We start from the raw sequence: 15,858 nt of genomic DNA, 5'->3' as shown, positions 1-15,858 counted from the left end.
TCCGCTCGGGTGGATTCGCGGTGAAGGCCGTGCCGCTGAGCTGTTCGCCATAGAGGCCATAGTTGCAGCGCTGCGGGCTGTTCATGCCCTGCGGCAACGCGCCAGGCAGCGCCTCGGTCTCAAAGTCATTGCCGAAGCCAGGCATGTAACCCTTTGAAATGGTGTTCCCATCTTCAGCAACGGTCAATCCGCTATGTTCAACGAGCACATTCATCTGGATCTCCTGCTCACTCGATTCGGCAAGACTTTGGGTTCGCAGTAAATATTTGTTGCATTTGCAACGTTGTCAATATTTTTGTTGCAGATGCAATGAAAATCTGAATTCAATAACGCCGAAAGGAAATCGCTGTATGAGCACCAAAAACTTGCCCGAGTTCGATTTGGAAGGGTTCTTGCCATACCGGCTTACGGTGCTGGCCGCGAGACTGAGCGCAGAAATGGCGCAGCAGTATAAACATGAGTTTGGCGTTTCGAACCCGGAATGGCGCGTCCTTGTGAACGTTGGATACGCCGAAAACCCGTCAGTTCGGGACATCGAAAAGCGGGTCAGTCTAGAGAAGTCAAAGGTCAGTCGGGCGGCCGCACGGCTCGAATCCCGCGGACTGATCACTAAGGTTGAGGATCCTGCCGACAGACGACTTGTCAAACTCGACCTTACGGAAAAAGGCGCGGATCTTCTCAGCCAATTGGTTCCTATTGCACTGTCGTTTCAATCCAGCCTGGAAACCAAACTTGGTGAGTCTGAGGAAGCGCTGAATGCCGCCCTCGATCTCCTGTCGGAAGAATGAATGATTAAGCTTTATGACTATTGGCGCTCTTCAGCCAGCTATCGTGTGAGGATCGCTCTGGGCCTTGCTGGGGAAAGCTGGGAAACCGTCATCGTGAACCTGCTGGAAGCTGAGCAGCAGTCCGACGCGCATCTGATGAGAAACCCTCAGGGTCTGGTGCCGGTGTTGGAGATAGACGGGAATAGGTTCACCCAGTCGCTAGCGCAGATCGAGTATATTGACGAAACAAGAGGCCTTGGCCTTTTGCTCTCGGATCCTGTGGATCGCGCCGAGGTGCGTGCCTTGTCTTATGCTGTGGCAATGGATATCCATCCGGTTTGTAACCTTCGAGTAGTGAAATGGGCCGTCGAACACTCAGGGAACCAGATTTCGAACGAAGGCTGGATGCAGCATTTTATCGGCGAAGGTCTGGCGGCTTACGAAGGCATGGTGCAGGGCGGTCCGTTTTCCTACGGTGACCGTATAACGCTTGCCGATGTTTGCCTGATGCCTCAGCTTTACAATGCGCAAAGGTGGGGTGTTGAATTGGCACACCTGCCCAAGATTTCTCGGATCAAGGACAGCTTGGATCAGATCCCGGCCTTTCAAATGGCCCATCCGGATAACAGTCCGCGTTAACTGTTTTCGTTCACCTGACTCTGCCCATAGTCAGCCACAGCCTTTTCAAGGGCGCGAAGTCCATCCTTAAGCTTGTCTATGTCCTCATCGCTCATGCGTTCCAAAATCGAGTCAGCACAGTTCTGCACGGCTGGAAAAACTTCGTTGAATAGGGACTTCCCAGCCTCGGTACAGGAGTATTGGCGCAGCCGCCGGTCACTGTCCGCGACGGCGCGGCCAATCAGGCCCTTGTTCTCTAACCGGGTCGCAGCTCGGCTTACCTGAACTTTGTCCAACGTGGTGCGCTGCGCCAGTTGGAGCGAGTTCGACTGCCCCGCGCTGGCCAATAGAAACAGCAGACGCCATTCCTCTCGCGAGAGGCCGTAGGTTCGACCATAGACCTGAACAAGCTGGCGAGAAAACGCTTCGGCGGTCGATGCAAGCTGATAAGGGAAATAAGTCTCAAGGTTCATAGGATCGCCTCTTCTTCAAGCATTATAAGTCGTTGCAAGTGCAACGATTTGATTTAGATCAAATTACTTCAAGGTGGGCTCGGATAATCATTGCATATGCAGCGAAATCGGAGGGGGTTTCAATGAACGCTCAGAATCTCAAGCTCGACCAAATTCATCACGTCGCATATCGCTGCAAAGACGCGAAGGAAACCGTCGAGTTCTACACCAAGATGCTGAATATGGAGTTTGTTCTGGCTATCGCCGAAGATCATGTTCCTTCGACGCATGAACTTGATCCCTACATGCACCTGTTTCTGGATGCGGGAAACGGAAACGTGCTGGCGTTCTTTGAACTACCGACCAAGCCTGAAATGGGGCGTGACCCGAATACCCCGAAATGGGTCCAGCACATCGCGTTCAAGGTCAAAGACCGTGATACGCTGATCGGATTTAAGGACCACCTTGAAGCCAACGGTATCGACGTGCTTGGCGTCACCGATCACTCGATATTCCATTCGATCTATTTCTTTGATCCCAATGGCCATCGCGTGGAATTGGCCTGTCCTGACCCAGAGGAAGGGGAAATGATCAAACGGCTGGATGCGGTGAAGTGGGATATGCTCGAAGAGTGGTCGCGTACCAAGAAGGCACCTCAGCATGCGGACTGGCTTCATGCCAAAGAGTTGGGGAAAAAGTGATGCTGAACACCTACGATTTTCCCGAATTTCCTTATGTGCAGTCAGACGAACTGAAATCCGGCCAGACGGTTCGCCATCCAGTCGTGATCGTCGGGGCGGGCCGGTTGGATTGACCGCCGCGCTGGATCTTGCCGCGCAAGGGATCACAGTTGTTGTGCTGGACGACAACAACACGGTTTCGGTCGTTTCTCGGGCTGTCTGCTACGCCCGCTTGTCCGGGCGTTATATCTTAGCCGCCTTCTGCGAAAAAGTGTGGTTTAAGTGGCGGTGGAAACTCCCTTGTGGAGCAACTTGTTTACCCTCGAAGCCATGTGCGATTAGCTTCACGAACACTCTGGCACTCAGTGGGAAGCCGGCTAGCCACGGCTGACAATCCCGTTTTCAACCCACTCGTCAAACTTGGCCAGAACGGCATTGCAAAATGCGGCGTCGTTGATATGGGCGTCCAGCTCGGTCAACGGCACCCGACCGGGCATGGCCTTTCGGGCTTCGTCGACCATGTCAGCAAGGGCTGCGGGGTCATGTGCCTCTTCGCCTTCCTTGTCCCATGCTTCAACGCCTTGCACCGGCAGAAAGAAATGAACCGGCCCGGTTGCTGCTTCCAGCCGGTTTGCAAGTTCCCTGATCCAGGCGCGGCGTTCCTCGCCATTGAAGACCGAGCTTTTGATCAGGCGGTTATGTTCGTGAAACGGGCGATCTGCATATTGGTCCGGGATCTCTTGCCAGCCCGCGAAATCCAGCAGGTCCAGAGCGCCCGGTGCAACCATCTGCGGCGTGCCAACGCGCCCGGCATTGGTAACGCGATCCTCTCCGCTTGAAACCACGGAACCGGCCAGCAGATTGCCAAACTCCTGCATGCAGAAATCCATCACGCAGACAAAGGCCTTCTCGGCGGCCAGTTTTTCAAAGGCCATGCCACCCATGCCTGTCGAGTGGAATACAGCAACCTCAAAACCGCGCTCTTCCAGCGCTGGTTTAAGGGTTTTCATGTAACGCAGGCAGGACGATCCAAGGCTGGTCATTCCAATCAGCGGTTTGCTCCGATCCGGCGCGATGGCGGCTTTGGCAGCACCGACCACGGCCCCCGCGGCCTGTGCCAACGAAGACCTGCAGATCGAGTTCATACCGTACAACCCACCGGCCCACAGGATCATCTGTATGTCCGGGGCCAACCGATGTGGGGGGATTAGCGGTGAGAAACTGACTGTTGAAACGATGTATTTCGGGACACCCATGGGCAGGGCCTGTGCACAATCCAGCGCAAGGTCGGTGCCCATAGTTCCTCCAGTGGCCAGCATCCCGTCAAAGCGGCCTTCGGCATAGGCTTTTGCCACTACCTTGGCAGCCCCGGAGGACATGACGCGAAAGGCCCGGTTCTCATCCCCCAGCGCAATCACCTCGTCGATGGTTCTGCCTTCCGCAGCTGCGACGTCATGTTTCGAGATATCGGTCGGTGTTTCAGGATCGCCAAGAACGGACACGTCCATTGTCAGCACATCTGCTCCCTGCGCCCTTACGGCGTCTTCGATGAACCGCATCTCGGGGTCTTTGGTGTCGTATGTTCCAATCAGCAGGATCGTTTTATTGGTCATGGTTTCCTCCTGTGCGTGCGGTTTATCCGAGGTAGCGCGTCAGCAACTCGCGGGCGGTATCTTTGAACCGCATGTTTCGTGCCTCTGATCCATCTTCGCCCATGCGGGATGAAATCCAACCGACGTAGGTCACCGCGCGCAGGGCCATGAACAGATCAAGATGCTCGGTGTCTAGCGCACGTTCCGACCAGTATCCCTCTAGCAGGGCCGCTTGCAGGGCTTCGTAGTCCGGCTCGCGCAGGTTTTTCAGCAGTGTCGTGGCGATATCGAACAGACGGAGCCCGAACCCGGCATCGTCGAAATCAATCAGCCAGAGCTTGTCGCCTCGGACCATCACGTTTTCACGTACCAGATCGGCGTGGATCAGGCCGTAGTCCAGTTGGTTTTCGATCTGCAGCAAGTGATTGTTAGCTTTCTCGCGGAACGCAGTGAACAGGGCACGATCCTCGCCAGAAAGCGTGGGGTTTTCCCAGAACCGATCCCACAATGGGGCATCGCCCAGAAGTCCCGCGCGGTCCCAGGACCAGCGCTCAAAGTCATCGGGACGCGTCCAGGCATCGCTGACTTCGTGCAGCTTCGCCATCTCATGCCCGAGGGCCCGAAACAGCCCGGTACGATCACTATGGTCGATCCCGGTTTCGGTCGATCCCAGCGGGCGACCGGGCAACCAGTCAAGCATATCGACCTGGATCCCGTCCAGCAGTTGTAGGTAGCGGCCATCCGTGGCCGGTACCGGTGTGGGTACACCGACGCTCTTTGCGCCCAGCTCGGCGATCCACTGCAGCTCGGACCTCAAGGCGGTATCCGAATGCAAGCCTTTGCGGTGCAGGCGCAGGGCATAGCTTTTCGCGCCGATCTGAACCCGGTAGACATGGTTTTCGCGGGCCGCGACCAGCGACCATTTAGCACCGTCCATGCCCCAAATGGTCAGGGCTTGCTCGACAACCGGGGTCATAGGGTCAGCGGGGTTTCGGCCAAAACCTCGTCCAATGTGTCAAACAGCAGATCGGCATTCTCTTTTGAGAACGGCATCGGTGGACGGATCTTGAGCGTGTTCTTATGGCGGCCGAGTTTTGAATGGATGACCCCCCGGTGCCGCATCGCGTTGATGACCCGATCGGTGAATTCGCTGGCCGGTTCCTTGGTTTGACGATCCAGCACCATCTCGGCCCCAAAGATCAAGCCCGAGCCGCGCACATCGCCGATGAACTCGTACTTCTGCTGCAAAGCTGTCATGCGCGCGCGGGCGTGATCGCCCACGGATTTGGCGTTGATGACAAGGTTTTTGTCCTCAATCTCTTCCAATACCGCCATGGCCGCGGCGCAGGACACCGGGTTGCCACCGAACGTGTTGAAGTACCGATAGCCCTTGCGGAACGTGGCAAGGATTTCGTTGCGCGTTACGACACCGCCCACCGGATGACCGTTGGCCATGGGTTTGCCCATGGTCATGATGTCCGGTACCACGCCCATCTTCTGATGCGCCCACATATGGGTGCCTGTGCGGCCAAAGCCCGATTGCACCTCATCACATATCAGTAGGCCACCGGCCTTGCGCACCACTTCGGCCACGGGTTTCAGCCAGCCGTTGGGATGGTCGGGGAAGCCTTCGTTCAGGAAATAGGGGCAGAGGACCAAAGCGGCAAAGCCGATGCCGGATTTTTCATGCTCAGCAATCTGTTCGGCCACAGCATCGGCAAACTTGCTGCCGTCCGGGTCCGGGTTGCGATAGCTATCTGGTGCCTCCACAAACCGGAAATACTGATCCAGACCAAAGCCAACGGTCGGCACGTTCGATTTGCTCAACTGACTGACCAGAGAAGTGTTGCCGTGATAGGTTGCATCCGTAGCAATGATACCGCGTTTGCCGGTCATGCCTTCGGCCATGCGCAGGGCGATGTCATTGGCCTCGGACCCGGTGCAGGTCAGGATGGCGGTGTCTAGCGAGGCATCCATCGTGCCCGTTAGCTTCTCAACATAGTCAAGAATGCCGTCGTGCAAATAACGAGTATGGGTGTTGAGCGTTGACGCCTGGCGGCAGATCGCCTCGGCCACGCGGGGGTTGCAATGGCCGACATGCGGGACGTTGTTGTAGCAATCCAGGTATTTGCGCCCATCTGCATCCCAAAGCCAGACCCCTTCGCCCTTCACGATATGAAGCGGCTCGTCATAAAAGGTCGAGACATTCGGGCCCAGCAGCTTGGTCCGGCGTTCAACAAGCTCGGCGGATTTCGCAGGAAGTGTCATTCAGAAGACCTTTGGTCAGAGTTTTATCCAGGCGGTTTTAAGGTCGAGATATTTCTCGAACGCATGCAGGGATTTGTCGTGCCCATTGCCCGACTGGCGCACACCACCCAGCGGCACGGTCAAGTCAGAGCCGCCATAGGTGTTCACATGCACGACGCCAGCACGGATGCCAGCGATCATGCGATGCGCGCGACTCAGGTTGGATGTCCACACACCCGAGGAGAGGCCATAAACCGAGTCATTGGCCAAACTGATCGCTTCGTCCTCGTCCTTAAAGGGGGTCACGGCCAGAACCGGGCCAAACACCTCGTTCTGGAACAGATTGTCAGTGGATTTGACCCCGGTCATTACAGTCGGGGCCATATAGTAACCACCGGTTTCCTCAAGGATGCGCCCGCCACCAGTGCGACGCTCGGCGCCTTCGGCCTCGGCCTTGGTGACAAAGTCCAGATTGGATTCCAGCTCTGGCAGTGAATGAATTGCGCCGATTTGTGTGTCCAGATCGAGCGGATTGCCGACCCGCATCGCTTCGGCATGTTTGACGAGTTCGGCAACAAAATCGTCGTGGATGTCCTCTTGGACCAACAAGCGTGATCCTGCGATACAGATCTGACCTGCGTTGCGGAAGATTCCACCTGCGGACACTTTGGCGGCCTCGCTCAGGTCCGGGGCGTCGTTGAAGACGATGTTGGGGGATTTGCCGCCCAGTTCCAGATAGCAGCGTTTCATGTTCGAACGCGCCGAATACTCCAACAGTCGTCGGCCTGTGGCCCCCGAGCCTGTGAACACCATGATGTCCACATCCATCGACAGCGCCAGCGTTTCGCCCACAACCCGGCCTGACCCGGTGACGACGTTCAAAACGCCGTCGGGCACTCCGGCCTCGGCGGCCAGTTCAGCCAGTTTCAGCAGCGACAAGGATGCGCTTTCAGCGGGTTTCAACACGACCGAGTTGCCGGTAGCCAGCGCAGGGGCCAGTTTCCAGCTGCCGATCATCAGCGGCATGTTCCACGGCACAATCGCTCCGACGACGCCAACCGGTGCGTGATGGATCAAGCCCAGTACGTTTTCTGCCGTTGGGGCGATCTGACCGTAGACCTTGTCGATCGCCTCGGCGTAATAGCGGAATGTCCCGGCTGCTGACATAGGCTCGGCCTTCATGGCCATTGTGATCTCGGTGCCGTTGTCGCGCACACCCAGAACCGCCAGTTCAAGCGCGTGTTTTTCGATCAGGTCGGCCAGCTTCAGCAGGACCTTCTTGCGCTCGGCAGGGGAGCGGCGCGACCAGCGGCCATCCTCGAACGCAGCCCGCGCAGTGCTAATCGCGGCCTCCATATCTGCCGGAGTGCCTTCGGCAATTTGGGTCAATACTGCGCCATCGACAGGCGATAGCACCTCCCGATGTCCACCTTCCGAAGCGGCGACCCAGCGCCCGCCGATGAAGTGAGATCGGGGGGACAGAATCTGAGAGCGAAGGGCGTCAATATCGGACTGGTTCATGGCAGAGTTACCCTTGCTGATTGGGGTGATCGGAGTCGACTGGTTGCGCGGTCGGCTCGGGTTTCAGCTTGTTGCGGAACTCGTAGTACAACGTTCGGAAATGCAGCAGCAGGATCAGAACGATCAGCGCCGTTAGGATCGCCGCAATCGGGCGGTCGACGAAATCGAGCGGTGATTTGACCCGTGCCATGGCGCTGCGCAGCTTGACCTCCATGATCCCGCCCAGAACCATACCCAGGATGATCGGCACAATCGGCAGGTCCAGCCGTTTGAGGATCAGGCCGAACACACCAAACCCAGCCGCAATGGCGCAGTCGGTGATCGAGTTGCGCAGGCTGTAGACGCCGACGAAGGCGAGGATCAGGATCATAATGCCCAGAAACCGTGTGGGGATCTGGATGATCTTCAGCAGCAGGTTAGTCGAGAACAGTAGGAAAACCAGAACGATGACGTTCAGCAGGATCAGCGCCATATAGAGCGCCATCACAAAATCCATCTGGTTCTCAAACAGCTGTGGGCCGGGGATGACATTATGCACGTAGAACACCGACAGCATCATTGCGGTCAGCGCTTCGCCCGGAATGCCCAGTGCCAGCAGTGGGATCATGGCCGCGCCAGGCACTGCATTGTTGGCGGCTTCAGACGCGACCAGCCCTTCTGGCGAGCCATCGCCAAATTTGTCGGGGTCTTTCGAGGTTTTCTGTGCATAGGTGTAGGACAGAAATTGCGATGTGAACTCACCCGTGCCCGGCACCATGCCCATTAAAACGCCGATGCTAGAGGACACTGTTGCGACGCGCTTGATGCCCAGCAGTTCCTTGAGGCCGGCGAAGATGTTGCCACTGACATGCGTTTCGCCCGGGGCGTGGTTCTTTTCAAGCAGCAAGAGCAGGGCCTGACTGATGGCAAACAGGCCCAGAACGACCACAATCAGATCGACTCCCGAAGCCAGCCAGCTTTGTTCAAAGGTAAAGCGGCGGGTGTATTTCACGGGCTCAAGCCCGACAGTGTTCAGGAAAATCCCGAAAGCGGCCAACATACCGGCGGCAAAAATCTGGCCGCGGTGGGCGAGGATCACCAGAATGATCCCCAGAAGAGCGGCCAGGAATATCTCTCGGCTGCCGAAATGCGGTGCGATCAACGCCAGAACCGGTGACAGGATCATCAGGCAGATGATGGCAAAGACACCGCCGAAGAACGATGCGGAATAGGCCAGTGACAGAGCACGATGCCCCTGACCGCGTTTGGTCATGGGATAGCCGTCATAGGTAGTCAACGCGTTCACCGCCGTACCAGGCGTGTTGATCAAAATGGCGGGGATGGCGCCTCCGTACATGGATGAGCCATAGATCCCCAATAACAGCGTCAGGCCGACAATGGGTTCAAACGCGAAGGTGGCAGGCAAAAGGATGGCGATGGCAACCGCAGCGCCAACACCGGGCAGCGCGCCAATGATGACCCCACCGATCGAGCCAATCAGAAGGGCGACGATCACCTGCCATTGAGTCAGGATCGAAAGACCGGACAGAAGCGTTTCCATTTGCGAACCTCAGAGATAAGTCAGCGCAAAGGCGCGCACGGAATCGGGCAGGTATTCATAGGCGGCACCGGCCGGGATTTTCACTTGCAGGAAGGCTCGGAAAATAATGGTAACCGCCACACCGAAAGCCGCCGCAAGGCCAATTGCCCCAGCGCTTCGGAACCCGGTTCGGACTGCAAGGAATACCGCGAACAGAACGGTCGAAGGCAGGTATCCAAGAAGCGGGACAACGGCGACATAGATCAGAAAATAGGCGACGTATTCAAGGGACCGCAGCCAGAACGCGACTTCGGGCCAGCGACCCGGAATGCGGTCTGACATCGCGGAGCTAAGCCAGTGCAGAAAAGCAAAGGCGGCCATTGCCCAGAGCGAGACCATTGGCCAGAAGCTCGGTTGCGCAAACCACTTGGTGCGTTTGACAACCTCGGTCTGCGTGCCCAGTTGGCTCAGCAGAAAAACCGAAAACACCAGGAAGGCCAAAGCAAAAACAACATCCCCGGGTCGACGGTATCGTTTGAACATGTCTTGCAATGTCTTTGCGATCATTATGGCCTCCTGCTGGATAGAAAAAGGCCCGACAGTATTGCAATACGCCGGGCCAGTTTCGCGTTATTCGCCTAGAATCTCTTCGATTTTAGAGAACGAGGCTTTGTCCTGTTCGATCTGTGCATTCGAGGCATCCGGATCCTGCCAGTAGATCAGGGCTCCGGTTTCTTCGGCAAGTTGCTTGGCCTTGTCAGATTCCAGCGCTTTCTGTGCAGCCGCAGTGATCTTTTCGCGTGCTTCAGCCGGAGTGTCCTTGTGGACGAACAGACCATTCCACAGCGCCAATGGCAGTTCTGGGTGCAACTCGGTAACCGTGGGCGTTTCCGGGACCAATGAGATCCGTTCGCCACCGATGCTGGCCAGAACATTCACTTGGTCCAGACAGGGAAGAACAAGTTGAAGCGTCGTGTTGATAACGTCTACGTCGCCCGAAGCCAGTGTGTTGCAGTCCAGCGCGTCGAAGGCGGCTTCACTGGCGAAGTCAAAGCCACTGCTGACTGCGGCGGCGAAGGTGACTTGTGTGGGCGGCAGAACCGAGCCGAAGTGACCGAGCGCGACATCGTTTTCTTTGCCATGTTCCACCAGTTCTTCCCATGTCGAGAAGGGGGCATCCTTGCTGGAGGCAATGACGAAGGGATAGGTCAGAAAAATGCCAATCGGTTCGAACGGGTTGGGGTTGAGCTCGGGAATGCCAATGTCCGGGCCAATGACCGGCACGCCTATGACGAACGAGCCAATGGTGTAGCCATCTGCCGGAGCGGTCGCAACTTCCACCGCTCCGGGGAACGGACCACCGCCGCCACCGGGCTTGTTCACGACAGCGGCAGGAACACCATACATGGCCTGAAACTCGTCGGCGATCATCCGTGTGAGAACGTCTTCCAAGTCACCCGGAGGCCACGGAACGACAAAGGAAACCGGTTTCTCTGGATACTCGGCTAGTGCGGCCGTCGCAGAAGCTACAAAAGCGGCGGCTGTTAGAACTTTCTTCATTGACACCTCCCGTCAGTGGTTCATTATTTGATCCGCGTTAACAATAATAATGTTGCTTTGTTAAGCTTGTTCTGTCAAGTATTACCTTAACAGGAGGATGTGAATCGCATGGGTACTGCCCTGAACGCCCTGAAAATGCTCAACTACTTTTCAAACGCTCGGCCAGAAATTGGGTTGAGTCAGTTTGCGCGCCTGTCTGGATTGAACAAAGCTACGGCGCTGCGCCACCTGCGGGCGCTTGAGGAATACGGGTTGATCGAGCAGAACCCCATGACCAAATCCTATGCGGTCGGACCTGCTGCTTTGCGCCTGGCCGCGTTGCGCCAGATCGCCCGTCCCGGCATCGAGAGTGCCCGTCAGAGAATGCACATCGCGATGCAGGACGTTGGTGAAAGCCTGCATCTTTCGCTGCTTGAAAAAGAGTGGCTTCAAACAGCGCTGGTGGTCGAAACGAACCGTCACAGCGTGCGCGTCAGCCTCGACCCCAGCGAGATTCTTCCGATCAATGCGACAGCATCCGGTCTTTGTATGCTCAGCTTTGGGCCATCCTTCTTGCTGGACCGTATCGGTCAGAAAGAACAAGTACGATACACGGTCGCCACGCTGACCGACCCGGCCAAGATCAAAGAGCGGGTCGCGGCAATCAGCCAGGCCGGTTGGGCGAATAGCAGTGGAAGCTATGAAGATGGCGTCTATGGCTATGCGGCGCCCATCTTCGGCATTGATCAAGTGGCGCTGGGAACCATTGCGATTGCCGTTCCCGAAGGCCGCGCCGGAGACGACCGGCTGCCGGAAATCCTGACCGCCCTGCACGCCCTCTCAACTGACCTGACCGCAAGTTTCGGCGGTCAGCTTCCCGACACTTTTCCAACCGAATTCCATCCGTAAGCGGGTGGACGCAAAACCCGGAGACCTGAGAAATGAAAGACTCGAACTTTCTCAAAGAAAACAACGCGCGTTACTTCTGGCACCCGATGGCGCATCCCGCCGATAGTCAGAAGAATCCGCCCACGATTCTGAACGGTGGTGAGGGCGTCAGTATTGTCGATGTCGATGGTCACAAGGCGCTCGATGCGGTCGGCGGGCTTTGGAACGTCAATCTGGGCTATTCCTGCGAGCCGGTAAAGCAGGCCATCGCCGATCAGCTGAATGCGCTGCCCTACTATTCGACCTTCCGTGGCACAAGCAACGACAAGGCAATCGAGCTGTCTTATGAATTGGCGCAGTTTTTTGAACCCGACGGCCTGACCCGCGCTTTCTTTACCTCGGGCGGCTCAGATTCGGTTGAGATCGCGCTGAAAATGGCGCGGCAGTACCACAAGGTGCGAGGCGAAGCCGGGCGCACAAAATTCATCAGCTTGAAACAGGGCTATCACGGCACCCATTTCGCCGCCGCTTCGGTCAATGGCAATCAGAAGTTCCGCGCGGCTTATGAGCCGATGATGCCGGGCTGTTTCCATGTGCCCGCGCCATGGACCTATCGCAACCCGTTCGACGAGACCGACCCTGAGCGTTTGGCGCAGCTTTGCGTCAAAGCGCTTGAGGCCGAGATTGCATTCCAGGGCGCGAACACGGTTGCGGCTTTCATCATGGAACCGGTCCTTGGGGCAGGGGGCGTAATCCCGCCGCATAAGAGTTTCATGCCGATGGTGCGTGAGGTTTGCTCAAAACACGGTATTCTGCTGATCTCGGACGAGATCATCACCGCTTTTGGGCGTACCGGCAGCGAAAGCGGCGTACGGCACTGGGGGGTGCAGCCCGACATCATGACGACGGCCAAAGCCATTACCAATGGTTACTTCCCGTTCGGGGCGGCGATGATTTCGGGTGCTGTTGCCGAGGTTTTTGAAGGTGACACGACCGGCAAGGCGTCGGTGGATCAGGGCTATACCTATTCCGGTCACCCGGTTGGGGCAGCAGCAGCGCTCGCCGCGCTGTCCGAGATCAAGCGCTTGCGCGTCTGGGAAAACGCTGCCGCGCGCGGGGATGAGCTGTTTGCCGGTTTGCAAAAACTGGCCGAGAAATACGACGTGATCGGAGATGTGCGCGGCGGCGAGGGGCTGATGTGTGCGCTGGAACTGGTCTCGGATCGCTCGACCAAGGCACCCATCGCGAAACACCTGCCGCTGCAGGTTCAGAAAGCGGCCTATGAAGACGGTGTGATGGTGCGTGTGTCCGGCAACAATATCATCCTGTCTCCGCCGCTGATCATAACATCAGAGGACGTGGCCAAGATCCTATCGGCGCTGGATACCGGTCTGGCGACTCTTTAATCACCGCTCACCTGACCTCGCCCGTCCCGGGCGGGGTCAGACTTTAACCGCCTGCAACTCTTCAAGCAGGTCCAGCAGTTGGTTCAGCTTCTCGCGGCCCATCTGCGCTTCGATATTGTTTGAGATCGCCAGCGATGTGGCAAGGTTGTCTTCCAATACCGCGCGGCCGGCATCGGTGATCCGAACCATGGTGCGGCGCTTGTCTTGTTTGTCTTGGCGACGGGTGATCTGGCCATCGGTCTCCATTGTGCGCAGAATGCGGGTGAGGCTGGGCAGCAGCAGGCAGGCCTCGTGGGCAATTGCGCTTTGCTCAACCTCGCCCAGCTCGTCCAAAACCCTCAGGATGCGCCACTTCTGTTCGGTGAGCTGAATGTCATGAAGCATATCCCGGATCGGTGCCATGACGGTTTCCCGTGCGCGCAACAGCGCAATCGGAAGGGATCGGGTGGTGCTTTTTGTATGGCTTTGTGTGGTCATGCGGCCTTCTAAATCGCCAATTTCGAAATTGCAAAGATTAACAAGGCAAGTTCTTGACAGCGAGATTGCAAAAAAGTAAACATGTTAACCAATAGGGGAGGGCACATGCCACATTTTCACGTCGAGTATTCCGGGAACCTAGAGGACAAGGTCGACATGGATGGCTTGTGTGAGTGCATCCGAGCAACGGCTGCTGAGATTGACACCTTTCCGATGCCGGGAATTCGTGTCCGCGCTGTGCGGGTCAATCACTTTGCAATTGCAGACGGTGATCCGGCGCATGGCTTTATCGATATCTCGATCCGCCTGCGCGCCGGTCGGTCCGATGACGTAAAGCAGGATGCCACGCAGCGTATTTTTGAGGCGGTCAAAGCGTATTTGGCACCAGCCTTCAAACATCGTTCGATCGCGCTCTCGCTTGAGATGCGCGACATCGACCCGAAGCTTTCGCCCAAGACTGGTACGATCCGCGATCACCTTGGCGCCACTACGCAGGAGACCTGACCCATGAGCGCACTGGACACCAACATCGAAAAACTGGCGGGATTTCTGGCGCGGTTCAAAGAGGCAGGCATCAAGAACCGTATCGCGGGCGAGGATGTTGCTGGTTCCGCTGGCGTATTTCAGTCTACCTCGCCAGTCGACAAGTCTGTGATCTGCGATGTAGCACACGGTACAGCAGATGACATCGACGCCGCGGCCAAAGCAGCCCATGCCGCCTTTGCAGAGTGGCGCGACATGCCTGCCAGCGAACGCCGCCGTATTCTGCTGAACGTGGCGGATGCCATCGAAACACGTGCCGAGGAAATCGCGCTGTGCGAATGCTGGGACACGGGTCAGACCCTGCGTTTTATGTCCAAGGCGGCTCTGCGCGGAGCCGAGAATTTTCGCTATTTTGCAGATCAGGTTGTGCAGGCGCGCGACGGTCAGCATCTGAAATCGCCGACCCTGATGAATGTCACCACCCGCGTGCCGATTGGTCCGGTTGGCGTGATCACCCCGTGGAACACGCCGTTCATGCTGTCGACCTGGAAGATCGCGCCCGCTCTGGCTGCAGGCTGTACCGTGGTTCACAAACCCGCCGAGGATTCGCCCCTGTCAGCCCGCTTGCTAGTCGAAATCGCCGAAGAGGCCGGATTGCCCAAAGGTGTACTGAACACTGTGAACGGCTTTGGCCCCGATGCGGGTAAGGCGTTGACCGAGCACCCTATGATCAAGGCCATCGCCTTTGTTGGCGAAAGCCGCACAGGTAGCATCATCACCAAACAGGGCGCGGACACGCTGAAGCGGATGCACCTGGAGCTCGGCGGCAAGAACCCGGTCATCGTGTTCGACGATGCCGATCTGGACCGCGCTTTGGATGCCGTGATCTTCATGATCTATTCAATCAACGGCGAGCGCTGTACCTCGTCCTCGCGCTTGCTGGTGCAGGACAGCATCAAGGAAGAGTTCGAGGCCAAGCTGATCGAACGTGTGAACAACATCAAGGTTGGCCACCCTCTGGATCCGGCAACCGAAATCGGTCCGCTGGTGACGGAAGAGCACTACAACAAGGTGACCAGTTATTTCGACATCGCCAAAGAGGACGGCGCGACCGTCGCAGCCGGAGGTGTGAAGCTGGGTGACGAGGGGTACTTCATTCGTCCGACCCTATTCACTAATGCCACCAACCAGATGCGCATTGCGCGTGAAGAAATTTTTGGCCCTGTCCTGACCTCAATCCCGTTCTCAACTGAGGAAGAAGCGCTGCAGATGGCCAATGACACGCCTTATGGTCTGACCGGGTATGTCTGGACCAACGACCTGACGCGGGCGCTGCGCTTTACCGACAAGCTTGAGGCCGGAATGATCTGGGTGAACTCGGAAAATGTGCGCCACCTGCCGACGCCCTTTGGTGGCGTCAAAGCGTCCGGTATCGGGCGCGACGGTGGCGACTGGTCGTTCGAGTTTTATATGGAGCAAAAGCACATTGGCTTTGCAACCGGTCAACACAAGATCATGCAATTGGGGAAGTAAATTAGCGGCACTGTCCCCATTGGGCGGGGACAAAGCTAGGATAGAAGTAAACGCGCACAAACTGGTCCGGCACTTTACGCTTACTGCAGGACCGAAGGATGTCAGGTAGCTTCAACTTTGGTTGCCAGGCATTACA

At 57.0% G+C, this 15,858-nt stretch carries 17 protein-coding genes; 7 read left to right on the top strand and 10 right to left on the bottom strand.

What is annotated here, in order from left to right; genetic code table 11:
• A partial coding sequence (locus tag ACR0IP_RS22255; RefSeq protein WP_480528035.1) for a homogentisate 1,2-dioxygenase occupies positions 1-214 on the bottom strand: 214 nt, incomplete at its 3' end.
• Positions 215-350: 136 nt separating this feature from the next.
• Here ACR0IP_RS22255 and ACR0IP_RS22250 point away from each other — a divergent pair.
• Positions 351-788 (top strand): MarR family winged helix-turn-helix transcriptional regulator, encoded by a 438-nt coding sequence (locus tag ACR0IP_RS22250; protein ID WP_170380928.1) that lies wholly within the window; start codon positions 351-353, stop codon positions 786-788.
• Complete coding sequence (gene maiA, locus ACR0IP_RS22245) at positions 789-1,406, top strand: maleylacetoacetate isomerase (protein WP_480528033.1); 618 nt, start codon at positions 789-791, stop codon at positions 1,404-1,406.
• Here the strand turns inward: maiA and ACR0IP_RS22240 are convergent.
• Positions 1,403-1,858, bottom strand: a complete 456-nt coding sequence (locus ACR0IP_RS22240) for a MarR family transcriptional regulator (RefSeq protein ID WP_170380924.1) — start codon at positions 1,856-1,858, stop codon at positions 1,403-1,405. The genes maiA and ACR0IP_RS22240 overlap by 4 nt on opposite strands.
• A gap of 122 nt (positions 1,859-1,980) precedes the next feature.
• Here ACR0IP_RS22240 and ACR0IP_RS22235 point away from each other — a divergent pair, with 122 nt between their 5' ends.
• Entirely contained in the window at positions 1,981-2,538 is a 558-nt protein-coding gene (locus tag ACR0IP_RS22235; RefSeq protein WP_170380922.1) for a VOC family protein, read from the top strand.
• A gap of 356 nt (positions 2,539-2,894) precedes the next feature.
• Here ACR0IP_RS22235 and ACR0IP_RS22230 read toward each other — a convergent pair whose 3' ends face one another.
• From ACR0IP_RS22230 to ACR0IP_RS22200, 7 genes are all read right to left on the bottom strand, one after another.
• The gene (locus ACR0IP_RS22230) at positions 2,895-4,130 is read right to left on the bottom strand and encodes a Tm-1-like ATP-binding domain-containing protein (protein WP_480528031.1); all 1,236 of its coding nucleotides are present in this window, start codon (positions 4,128-4,130) and stop codon (positions 2,895-2,897) included.
• 22 nt (positions 4,131-4,152) lie between these two features.
• On the bottom strand, positions 4,153-5,085 hold the full coding sequence (locus tag ACR0IP_RS22225) for a phosphotransferase enzyme family protein (RefSeq protein WP_480528029.1): 933 nt from the start codon (positions 5,083-5,085) through the stop codon (positions 4,153-4,155).
• Positions 5,082-6,377 carry an aspartate aminotransferase family protein gene (locus ACR0IP_RS22220; RefSeq protein ID WP_480528027.1) on the bottom strand — a complete coding sequence of 432 codons (1,296 nt, stop codon included), beginning with the start codon at positions 6,375-6,377 and terminating at the stop codon, positions 5,082-5,084. The genes ACR0IP_RS22225 and ACR0IP_RS22220 overlap by 4 nt, the downstream gene beginning before the upstream one ends.
• A gap of 15 nt (positions 6,378-6,392) precedes the next feature.
• Positions 6,393-7,877, bottom strand: a complete 1,485-nt coding sequence (locus tag ACR0IP_RS22215) for an aldehyde dehydrogenase (protein ID WP_480528025.1) — start codon at positions 7,875-7,877, stop codon at positions 6,393-6,395.
• Positions 7,878-7,884: 7 nt separating this feature from the next.
• The gene (locus ACR0IP_RS22210) at positions 7,885-9,417 is read right to left on the bottom strand and encodes a tripartite tricarboxylate transporter permease (RefSeq protein ID WP_480528023.1); all 1,533 of its coding nucleotides are present in this window, start codon (positions 9,415-9,417) and stop codon (positions 7,885-7,887) included.
• Between the two features lie 9 nt (positions 9,418-9,426).
• Positions 9,427-9,963 (bottom strand): tripartite tricarboxylate transporter TctB family protein, encoded by a 537-nt coding sequence (locus ACR0IP_RS22205; protein ID WP_170470521.1) that lies wholly within the window; start codon positions 9,961-9,963, stop codon positions 9,427-9,429.
• Positions 9,964-10,026: 63 nt separating this feature from the next.
• Entirely contained in the window at positions 10,027-10,956 is a 930-nt protein-coding gene (locus ACR0IP_RS22200) for a tripartite tricarboxylate transporter substrate binding protein (protein ID WP_170639116.1), read from the bottom strand.
• 108 nt (positions 10,957-11,064) lie between these two features.
• Here ACR0IP_RS22200 and ACR0IP_RS22195 point away from each other — a divergent pair, with 108 nt between their 5' ends.
• Both ACR0IP_RS22195 and ACR0IP_RS22190 read left to right on the top strand, forming a co-directional pair.
• Positions 11,065-11,844, top strand: a complete 780-nt coding sequence (locus ACR0IP_RS22195) for an IclR family transcriptional regulator (protein WP_170639115.1) — start codon at positions 11,065-11,067, stop codon at positions 11,842-11,844.
• 32 nt (positions 11,845-11,876) lie between these two features.
• Positions 11,877-13,229 carry an aminotransferase class III-fold pyridoxal phosphate-dependent enzyme gene (locus ACR0IP_RS22190; protein ID WP_480528021.1) on the top strand — a complete coding sequence of 451 codons (1,353 nt, stop codon included), beginning with the start codon at positions 11,877-11,879 and terminating at the stop codon, positions 13,227-13,229.
• 36 nt (positions 13,230-13,265) lie between these two features.
• Here ACR0IP_RS22190 and hpaR read toward each other — a convergent pair whose 3' ends face one another.
• The gene (gene hpaR, locus ACR0IP_RS22185) at positions 13,266-13,706 is read right to left on the bottom strand and encodes a homoprotocatechuate degradation operon regulator HpaR (protein ID WP_480528019.1); all 441 of its coding nucleotides are present in this window, start codon (positions 13,704-13,706) and stop codon (positions 13,266-13,268) included.
• Positions 13,707-13,811: 105 nt separating this feature from the next.
• On the opposite strand from hpaR, the gene ACR0IP_RS22180 reads away from it, so the two are divergent.
• Complete coding sequence (locus tag ACR0IP_RS22180) at positions 13,812-14,210, top strand: 5-carboxymethyl-2-hydroxymuconate Delta-isomerase (RefSeq protein ID WP_480528017.1); 399 nt, start codon at positions 13,812-13,814, stop codon at positions 14,208-14,210.
• A gap of 3 nt (positions 14,211-14,213) precedes the next feature.
• Positions 14,214-15,722: a 5-carboxymethyl-2-hydroxymuconate semialdehyde dehydrogenase gene (gene hpaE / locus ACR0IP_RS22175; RefSeq protein ID WP_480528015.1), complete on the top strand. Its 1,509-nt coding sequence runs from the start codon at positions 14,214-14,216 to the stop codon at positions 15,720-15,722.
• Positions 15,723-15,858 lie beyond the last annotated feature (136 nt).

Source organism: Ruegeria sp. AL11 (assembly GCF_056540865.1).
Note: the sequence above shows the minus strand (reverse complement) of the source record. Positions and strands in the feature narration are given on the sequence as shown.